Source organism: Glaesserella sp. (assembly GCF_041817755.1).
In the GTDB taxonomy this organism is placed as follows: domain Bacteria; phylum Pseudomonadota; class Gammaproteobacteria; order Enterobacterales; family Pasteurellaceae; genus Glaesserella.
This window is the reverse complement of record NZ_JBGYBX010000016.1, coordinates 1-9520: the sequence shown is the minus strand read 5'-3', so window position 1 is coordinate 9520 and position 9520 is coordinate 1. Positions and strand designations below refer to the sequence as shown.

The following is a 9520-nucleotide window of genomic DNA, read 5'->3' as shown; positions in this document are numbered from 1 at the left end:
CGGAACAAGAGCGAATATTGCGTTTGCTTTTGCTTTGTTTTGTTTCATTGGCTTGGATAAAAAATATCTGTCGATTAAATGGGGTGGCTAATGGGACTCGAACCCACGACAACTGGAATCACAATCCAGGGCTCTACCAACTGAGCTATAGCCACCATCGCGGTTGATATCGCATTGCCTTTGGCGCGCTCGACAGGATTTGAACCTGCGACCTTTGGCTCCGGAGGCCAACGCTCTATCCAACTGAGCTACGAACGCGTAAATTTGCAGTGCGTCGTTGCGGAGGCGTATAATAGTGACTTCGCTCTCCCTTGTCTAGCACTTTTTGAAAATATTTTTTTAGCTGCTCTTAATTTATTCAAAACGTTTATTAATTATCAAAATCGATGAAATTATAGCTGTTTCGTTACGTAATAATAGACATATTTTAATAGTCTGCGCTGTCTATTCCAACGACTCGGTTGATGAAGTAATCGGTATAACCATTCTAATCCTGCGTTTCGCCATATTGCCGGTGCACGCTTTACTTTGCCGACAAACACATCATAGGTACCGCCCACTCCCATATATAGTGCCTCCGAATATACTTTTTGTGCGCTTTGCATAAATTTCTCTTGTTTGGGCGATCCCATTGCGACTGTGACAAACCGAGCACCAGTCCGTTTTATCTGTTGAATAACGTATTCTTCCTGCTCCAAACTAAAATAGCCGTCATGCTCCCCGACAACATTCACCTTCCATTGCCTTATCAACTTGCTTTTGGTTTCGGTTAATGTCTCCGCTTTACTGCCGACAAGAAAAACGGGGATGTTCAATTCACCCGCCCGCTGCATTAATGCCTCCCATAAGTCCGCACCGGCAATGCGTTCAACATCTTGCAGTCTAGAATATTTTTTCTTGATCGAACAAACTACGCTAATACCATCCGCATATTTGTATTCCGCCTCCCGAAGCAGCTGTTGAATTTTTCCGTCTTCATCCGCAAGAATTACTTTTTCCGCATTAATCGCAATCAGCTTGCCTTTTTTTACCTCATTTTGGTTCATTAAAAAATCAACAAACTCCCGCTGATTTTTCATCGCTAAAATGGAAATACCACGAATCATGGCTATACGATTCATATTTCATTTTTCTCTGTATAAAACCGAATGATCATCCGAGCAGTCCCCCAACAACACAAACAGATTACAGTGTAGAAAACAAAGCGGGAAACGAAACTGTCCGCCCCTTCTCTGACAAGCACTGCAAAATTGAAGATATTTCCCCAACAATAGGCTTGAATCAGCGCTGAAACACCTTGATTATCATGTGCTTTGGCATAGTTAAATAACTTATCAAACAGATTTACGATTCCGCCAATCACAACCATACCAGCCACAATCATCGGGAATCCGCCCATAATATAAAACGATCCGAGTAACGTCGGAGAAATTGCCAATCCTGAGGTGTTACCTAAAATTTCTTTAGTGAAATAATTGGCACTATTCCACACGATGTCGGGACGTTCTCCCCATATTTCGCGTGGAATAAACACATAAAAGTCACGGATAATCGGCATTAATCCCTGAAATTCAATCGGACTGTTTAAAATCGTTGCCACATTTTCCCACGGTGAAAAGGTATCGCGGCTCATGTAAAGGAAAGTGAATAAAGCTTCACTACCGCTCACATTCAATTTATACCGAATCAGCGCCAAAAGAAACATCACGATCACTGCAGATAGACCGCCGAAGAGTACCCATTTAATCGACAGATATTTTTTATCCAAGCCAATGAAACAAAACAAAGCAAAAGCAAACGCAATATTCGCTCTTGTTCCGCCGACGCTAAGATAACTGAGCATGCCCAACCCGAGCCCAATGATAAGGAATATCCACCATGTTTTTCGGCTCGGTTTTAAAAAAAAGAAAATCAATAATGCAGGGATAAAAAAGTAGAAAAAGCGTTTAAGTGCGACCGCATCTACTATCGGGGAAAAAATTTGATGGTATTTTTCCAGTTTAAACAGCAAGAAGCCCTCGTTCAGATAAAGAAAGGCGCCCATGGTCGTCAGCACAATCAGCAACAGCATACAAGCGGTCAGTTCCGCTTCTTTTTTTGCAAATGAACGAACTTCAATTCGACAACGGCAAAACGACCATCTCCGCCACAATGCAACGCCATGATAAGATGCATAATACATTAAATAGGCGCTCAATGCCGTCAATATCGTCGTGGTCAGCGTCGCGACATCCTCCGCTTGATATCCGAATCCCCACACCATCACCATTGAAAACGGAAAACCGAAGAAAAAGGTCATCACATAAACGGCACTAAATAATAAGTGGAAAGACAAACCCTGCTGTACGTAATCACGATACATGAGTTTAAGAATGATCCCGAAGGAGAGTAAATAACATCCGCTGAGTAAAAAATATTCCGCCATTATTCACCCGCTTTGCTGAGTATTTGCAATTTTATGCACAAATCCGACCTCTTGTAAGCCGATACCCTCGCTAAAAAACAGCGACTAATCATGGAGCTTAATCACCGTGATTGTCCTATCGAAATGTTTAATCTTTACCGAATGCTTTATCTAATTTTTCAGAAAGCACTTCACCTTCAAGCTCAAGCTGTTCAAAGCGCGGCATTAAAGCTTCCATTTTTTCAACATTCTCTTTTGTCGGCACATACATCGCCAAAATGATATGTTTGGATAATTCGGTCATTTCCACGGAAATATCACGCAGCCGTCTGACCTCAACATGCCGAAGTGTTAACGCTTTGGCACTGCGGATAATTTCATTAAACCGCTTATCCAATACGGTACGGAGACGCTCTTCCTCTTCTTCCGCCGTGGTCGGTTCCGGGTGTTTTATGAACTCTTTCTCAAACCAATCATCATTGTCCGCGGCATCTTCCGAATTATTCAACCAGGTTACAAACTTTTGATAATCGGCTTTGCCGACTGACGGATCCGTTGTGGTTTGTACGGCACAGCCCGCCAGCAATAACGCAAACAGAACGGCGACAAAATAGTTGAAAACGTGTTTCATAAAAAGTCCTTATACAAATAACAAAATGCGCCGCATTCTAGCATAACCGGGAAGAAAGCGATAATATCCTTACCCGTCAGCCAAATCGGTTAAAGCGTCCAGCCACGGAGTCAAGTAATTTGGAGCAAAAAAAGCAATCTGCGTTTTGTCTAATGTTTGCAAATCTCGGCGGGTTTGGACAATACGTTCGCGACTCAGTTCATCCTGCCAAACAAACGGTACCCCCTCTGCCTGCATATCCTCAGTAAACGGATTGTTTCGATGCAGTACCACCGGAATATTCAGCTGAATACATAAACAAAGGGTACCAATACCTTGCTGACGTTCAAAATTAAAATAGCCGAGATCGCAACGTTGTAATAGGGAAATATAACGGCCAAAATCGATTCGCTCCGTTAAGATATCAATTTGATGTGCCGCATAAAGCGACCTTGCACATTGGCTTACTTCGGCAATATAAGCATGGTTTCCTGCCGGATACCCCATTGGAATGAGAATATTCACATCATTTCCCAACCTTTGGTTGATTTTCTGTAGTGCAATCAAATGACGGTTAGAGCGATCCCCCGAATTTCCCAGTAAAACGGTTAAAGACGTATGCGACCTCTTCTGCCCATCGGTACTGAGAGACAACGGTGCCATTTTGGTCGGAAAATACACGACGCGATCATCTGCAATTTTACGCTTCAGCTGTTGGCGCACATAGCGTAAATCCCCTTGCGTTGCCCATATTCGGGGAAATTTTCGCTGTATCCGACGACGGATCGGATAAAATAACCTAAATCGCCAATCGGTCGAATCCTGATATAAATCGGCCCCCCACACATGCCACGTACAACGACAAGCGGGCAGTTTCCCAAAGAATATTGCAAACCATAAGAAAAGATTGAATTGCCCATGTAACACAAAATGCGCTTGCTCATCTGCTTTGGCAAGATCGATGACCGCCCGTACAATCGCTCGTTTTGACGGGTACGGATGTAACGACAGCCGAGGAAATTGAGATTGGAGCGTTTGTGCCCCTACGACATAAAATCGATGGGATTGATTGGGTAAAAGAGGGAGTACATCGTGTTGAAAAAAACGCAATAACTGCCGGTTATGATACGGAATGTCACTACTTAAAATATGGTAGATATTGTTCATGCGGAAAAACACAAATGGTCGGTAGGATAAGCCATTCAAATAACGGCTAACTGAAACGATCGTCGACCTCGAATTTAACTATACCGTATCGCAGTGGCACTTGTTTGTTTCAAGGTCAACACATCCAAAAATCACATAATTATCCGTTGGCAATCACTGTCCTTCCAAACGTTTAAGCTCTTCCGTCGCTTGCTCGTGCCACAATTTATCGTCCACATAAGAATCCGCCAGGCGTTCCGTTTGTTGAATCACTTCCCAATAATAGGACTTCGCCTTTTGAATATCTTTCTTCACCCATTTGCCTTTACTGTACAAATCGGCAAGATATAAATTTGCCGGCGGACTTGAGTAATTATTGAGCAATTGCAATCCTTTATCAATGTCTTGTTTTACCCCTAAACCTTCCAAGTACATAATACCCAAGATATGCGATTCTCTGCCTTCCGAACGTGCACGATCCAAGTAGTACTTCGCTTTTGCATAATCTTTAAGCTCAAAATAAATTTCACTGAGTTCAACCAATCCTGCATCAACTTGCTGCTTATTCAACTCCAAATAAAGATTTAACGCCCGCTTTAAATCCTTTTTCTCCATCCATAAATTTTTGGCTTCCGCTGCTTTATCAAACAACGCATTTAAATTCGTGTTATCTTCCCGATGATAAAGCTCCAAGGCTTTTGCTCTGTTTTTAACCAAACCGCCATACCCTTCGTAGTATGCCCAAGCCAATACTTTTCTAGCAAAAGCATGCTGCGGAGCCGCTTTTTGCAACAGCGCGACGACTTTATCAGGTAGAGGTTTTTCAAACACCACTACATCATTATCCAAACTTTCATAGCGACCGATCAGATACACCATTGCCAAACGCGTCTGTGCCGGCGCAAACCCTTCATCGGCAAGCCGTTGCAGTTCACTGAATGAAATATAACCGTTTTCATATTGCGCAACGGTAAAGTCCGATTTGTCATAAAAGTTTCCGAACGGATATTCATATTGAATATGATCTACTTCTATATAGCTCGGTATCCCTCGCTGATGGCGAACCGTACCGAAATATTCTGTTTTTCCTTTACTTTCGTTCGGTGCTCCCACACTATTCTTATTGCAAGCAAACTCTTTGCGAAATTTCAGTGTGATCTGACCGCTTGTGTCTTTGACCATTCCCCGCCCTTCTTTTTGCGGCACAAATTCACCGCTCAATCGGACTTTGGTTCCGCTCGGAATGCCCAAAACGGACTTCACTTTAGAAACAGGTAAAGCAAGATAATCCGCACTGGCAATATTCGGTTCAAAAGCAACATCCGCCGTTTTACATTCTTTAGCTGTTGCCCATTGAAATTCACGTTGATAATCTTGTCTAGACGGCACGGCATAAGACAATGTACAGCATAACAAGCCGAAACACAGTACCAAATGATGTGCTTTCATAATCATCCTCAATTCTCGAATCAAACAATCTTTAAATCCACAATCCCTTGTGGTAAAAAATCAAACTTATGTATTACATTAAAATTTTGTACATTAAAAGCCAACAAATGCATATTAACGTGTTTTTATGCATAATCAAAATCTACCGAGGCATGCTTGGTAAAGAATATAAAATATTGTTCAATATCAAGGGAGTCTATGTCTACTTCTCTCCAAACGTCGCTCCCATCCCTTACCCAGCTTTCTATGTATTTTACATTACTTATACATTTATGCTGGTTAGACATCTCTTACATTGTCACACAATTGAATTTTTCAATTTATTTTCAATTAGTTACACTTAAATCAGCTATCGATCGATGAAAAGTACCAATAAAGAGCAAATTACAAAAACTTTATTTTATAAAAAAAACAACCTTAAGTTTACATTTTTTTATCATTTTTGCGTGTAATTTTCTACATTTCTGTTTTGCAAAATAGCCTGGTAAACCAACCGCTTGTAGTTATCGTATTTAAAATAACCAAATCAAGGCGCAGCTGTTCAATGAGACAAACAATTTGATAATAGTATCCTATCCGGCTAAAAATTAAATTGATATATGATAAAAGTAGCTAAACCGCTGGTAGGATGAGAGGAAGCTTTTGCTCTGTTCATTCCATAAAGTTTGGTTTGTACAGAGCAAACATAAATAAGAAGTGAAAGTTAATCTTTGTGCGCTTTACGACGGGAAATAAAAAATAACGCTATCACAGCAACCATGAATCCTGTGACGCCGCCCATTACGCTGTACATTATTTGTTGTGATGGCGGCTCTGTCTGCTGCGGTACGGTCGGCGATTTGATAAAACGAAACGGCTGCAATCGATCATCCAGCGGCTGCACGGAGCGCATAATATTTAACTTTCCGTTCCAATCTTGTTGAGCAATCTGTGCTCCCTGCTGAATGGCACCCAAATTCTGTTCCGCCGACTGCTTAACCTGCTGAAACAGTATTTTCCATTTGGCAATCAATTCATCGTTTAATACCACGCGGGTTTGCACCGCTGCGAATCGGATAAATTCGCTTAAAAGTCGAGTCGCGTCTTCCGGATCGGTGAAGGTTAAACTGAAGGAATTTTGGCTTTCATTCAACTGAAAATGTTGAATTAACGACTGCGCCACCATGGCAACTGGCTGATGTTGTCTTGCCGCAATCTGTTTGACCGTCTCATGCTGAACGAGAAAATGTTGCAGTATATCGGGCGAGGTTAAATTACGTTTGAATTCTTGGTAAACCTGTTGCGTAATCTCTTCATCAAAACGGCTTTGCTCCGGAGCACCTTTCACTAAATTATAGGTGCCGTATAATGAATAATAATTGCCCAAATCAACCACTTTCGGCGCTTCAAATCGTGCAACAGATTTCCACTGCGGCGTCTGAAACATCGGCGCAGCAAACCAACCGATTACAGCACCCAAACCGATAAATACGACAAATAAACCTAATTTTGAAAAAAAGCCCGTCACAATCATCCTCTCTTTATGATTACATTTAAACCGTCCGTTGCTTCCTTGCTCGGCGTTTTAGCCTGCGCACCCAACGGGTAATGCGCCATGCATGTACAATCGAATACGAATATAAGAAAAACAGGGCGACAAAAGATAGGAACATAACCCATTGGTTCCAATAATAGACTTCGCCCAACACGCCGAATGCCGCACAAGCGCCTGCCCCTAGCGTAATGACCCCCAATGCCTGACGCGAACTTAGTCCTGCCCGCATCATTAAATGGTGGATATGCAAACGATCCGGTCTGAAAGGGCTTTTTCCCTTCCTTAAGCGACGGAAAAAAACCGCCACCATATCAATAAGCGGAACGGCTATCAGCCACAAACCGGTAATCGGGCTAATCGGGTGACCTTGACCTTGAGTACTGAGCAATAAAATCCAAATAATCGTGAACCCAATCAACGTACTACCGGAATCACCCATAAAGACTTTCCATTTTGCACCGAAAACACTTAAGTTAAATAGCGCATAAGGCAATAAAATCAAAATGATCGCAAAACACCAATACGCCAGTTGATACTGTTCGTCCAGCCACATCAAGGCCCCCAACCCGGCGAAACTGACCGAAGATAACCCTGCCAATAAACCGTCAATGCCGTCAATCATATTAAAAGCGTTGATAACACCGATAGTGATAAAGACCGTTAAAATAATACCTAACGCACCAATCTCAAGGCTAAAAGGTGCAATTAATTGCCCCAAATCCTCAATCGATAAACCGCTATAGATCATCACGCCTGCCAACGCAGCTTGAATACCGGCACGCAAAAACGGACTGATGTCAAAGCGATCATCCAACACACCGATGACCAGTAAAATGGTTAAGGCGCTCAGATAGAGCTCCGGCAACCGCATCTGATCCCATTCGAGTCCATAAAACGCCAAGTTACCTAGAAATAGGGCAATTCCACCGATAAGGGGAATGACGCCTTGGTGGCGCTTACGGAAATTCGGTTTGTCCACCAAACCGATTGCTTCCGCCACCGGACGCATTACAACGAGTGCCAAAAATGACACGGTAAAAACAGCAATAAATGTAAGCCACATATATCGGGTTAATCCCCTTAAAAAGTTACTGACATAAATAAGGTTGGCAGAATATCATAACCGCCAAAACTCTCAATTTTTTTTACCAAAAAGCACCGAAAAACGTCTTTTTGCAATAGAATAGCCGATGAAAACAGCGAAGTGTTATAGTAACGCTCCGATTCAATCTCACCATCAAGGAATTAGCATGACCACATCACACACTCTCTTTGAAAAAGCCCAAAAAGTTATTCCCGGCGGCGTTAACTCTCCCGTCCGTGCCTTTAAAGGTGTCGGCGGCACCCCCGTATTTATTGAAAAAGCACAGGGCGCTTATATTACCGATAGCGAAGGCAAACGTTACATTGACTACGTCGGCTCTTGGGGACCCATGGTGCTCGGTCATAATCACCCTGCCATCATTGATGCCGTGTTACGCGCCGTACCGAACGGATTAAGCTTCGGCGCACCGACAGCGATCGAAATCGAACTTGCCGAATTGGTCTGCAAATTAGTCCCATCGATTGAAATGGTTCGCATGGTCAGCTCCGGTACGGAAGCAACCATGTCCGCCATTCGCTTGGCGCGCGGTTACACCGGACGTGATAAAATCATCAAATTTGAAGGATGCTATCATGGTCATTCTGACTCACTGTTGGTTAAAGCCGGTTCGGGGGCTCTTACATTAGGTCAACCGAGTTCCCCGGGAGTTCCCGAAGATTTTGCCAAGCATACGCTCACCTGCGAATACAATAACCTTGATTCGGTCAAACAAGCCTTTGAACAATACCCGAATGACATTGCCTGCTTAATCATTGAACCCGTTGCCGGCAACATGAACTGCATTCCGCCTAAAGAAGGCTTCCTGCAAGGCTTACGCGAACTCTGCACACGATACGGTGCGCTCTTTATCATTGATGAAGTCATGACAGGTTTCCGTGTTGCCTTGGGCGGTGCGCAACATTATTACGGCGTCACCCCGGATTTAACCACGCTCGGCAAAATTATCGGCGGCGGTATGCCGGTCGGCGCATTCGGCGGAAAAAAAGACATCATGCAGCACATTGCCCCGACAGGTCCGGTCTATCAAGCCGGCACATTATCCGGCAACCCGATCGCCATGTCCGCCGGCTTAGCCTGTCTAACGGAATTAGCCAAACCGGGGAATGAGCAATTGCTCGCAGAAAAAACCGCCGTATTGGCAAACGGCTTCAAAGCCCTCGCCGACAAACACGGCATTCCGTTAACCGTACAATATGTCGGCGGCATGTTCGGCTTATTCTTTACCGAACAAGAGCGGGTAGAAAGTTATGCCGACGTGATGAAATGCGATGT

The 9520-nt window shown here is 43.4% G+C and carries 8 protein-coding genes and 2 tRNA genes; 1 reads left to right on the top strand and 9 read right to left on the bottom strand.

The features are described 5' to 3' along the window. Positions 1–79: 79 nt before the first annotated feature. From ACEYKX_RS01630 to wecA, 9 genes are all read right to left on the bottom strand, one after another. Positions 80–155 (bottom strand) — tRNA-His (locus ACEYKX_RS01630). Between the two features lie 26 nt (positions 156–181). Next, positions 182–258, bottom strand: a tRNA-Arg gene (locus ACEYKX_RS01625). A 134-nt stretch (positions 259–392) separates the two neighbouring features. After that, the gene (wecG, locus tag ACEYKX_RS01620; RefSeq protein WP_373767146.1) at positions 393–1121 is read right to left on the bottom strand and encodes a lipopolysaccharide N-acetylmannosaminouronosyltransferase; all 729 of its coding nucleotides are present in this window, start codon (positions 1119–1121) and stop codon (positions 393–395) included. Beyond that, on the bottom strand, positions 1118–2425 hold the full coding sequence (wzyE, locus tag ACEYKX_RS01615; RefSeq protein ID WP_373767145.1) for an ECA oligosaccharide polymerase: 1308 nt from the start codon (positions 2423–2425) through the stop codon (positions 1118–1120). The genes wecG and wzyE overlap by 4 nt, the downstream gene beginning before the upstream one ends. 127 nt (positions 2426–2552) lie before the next feature. Continuing rightward, positions 2553–3035 (bottom strand): hypothetical protein, encoded by a 483-nt coding sequence (locus ACEYKX_RS01610; protein ID WP_373767144.1) that lies wholly within the window; start codon positions 3033–3035, stop codon positions 2553–2555. Positions 3036–3104: 69 nt separating this feature from the next. Next, the gene (locus tag ACEYKX_RS01605) at positions 3105–4181 is read right to left on the bottom strand and encodes a TDP-N-acetylfucosamine:lipid II N-acetylfucosaminyltransferase (RefSeq protein WP_373767143.1); all 1077 of its coding nucleotides are present in this window, start codon (positions 4179–4181) and stop codon (positions 3105–3107) included. A gap of 153 nt (positions 4182–4334) precedes the next feature. Further along, positions 4335–5609 (bottom strand): tetratricopeptide repeat protein, encoded by a 1275-nt coding sequence (locus ACEYKX_RS01600; RefSeq protein ID WP_373767142.1) that lies wholly within the window; start codon positions 5607–5609, stop codon positions 4335–4337. A gap of 703 nt (positions 5610–6312) precedes the next feature. Then, on the bottom strand, positions 6313–7116 hold the full coding sequence (locus ACEYKX_RS01595) for a transporter (protein WP_373767141.1): 804 nt from the start codon (positions 7114–7116) through the stop codon (positions 6313–6315). A 25-nt stretch (positions 7117–7141) separates the two neighbouring features. Then, on the bottom strand, positions 7142–8206 hold the full coding sequence (gene wecA, locus ACEYKX_RS01590) for a UDP-N-acetylglucosamine--undecaprenyl-phosphate N-acetylglucosaminephosphotransferase (RefSeq protein WP_373767140.1): 1065 nt from the start codon (positions 8204–8206) through the stop codon (positions 7142–7144). A 187-nt stretch (positions 8207–8393) separates the two neighbouring features. Between wecA and hemL the strand changes: the two genes are divergently transcribed. Then, a partial coding sequence (gene hemL, locus ACEYKX_RS01585) for a glutamate-1-semialdehyde 2,1-aminomutase (RefSeq protein WP_373780369.1) occupies positions 8394–9520 on the top strand: 1127 nt, incomplete at its 3' end.

Bases quoted from the DNA above. Each gene is read 5' to 3' on its own strand.
- wecG (WP_373767146.1), bottom strand. From the start codon at position 1,121: ATGAATCGTATAGCCATGATTCGTGGTATTTCCATTTTAGCGATGAAA.
- wecA (WP_373767140.1), bottom strand. From the start codon at position 8,206: ATGTGGCTTACATTTATTGCTGTTTTTACCGTGTCATTTTTGGCACTC.
- ACEYKX_RS01600 (WP_373767142.1), bottom strand. From the start codon at position 5,609: ATGAAAGCACATCATTTGGTACTGTGTTTCGGCTTGTTATGCTGTACA.
- ACEYKX_RS01605 (WP_373767143.1), bottom strand. From the start codon at position 4,181: ATGAACAATATCTACCATATTTTAAGTAGTGACATTCCGTATCATAAC.
- wzyE (WP_373767145.1), bottom strand. From the start codon at position 2,425: ATGGCGGAATATTTTTTACTCAGCGGATGTTATTTACTCTCCTTCGGG.
- ACEYKX_RS01610 (WP_373767144.1), bottom strand. From the start codon at position 3,035: ATGAAACACGTTTTCAACTATTTTGTCGCCGTTCTGTTTGCGTTATTG.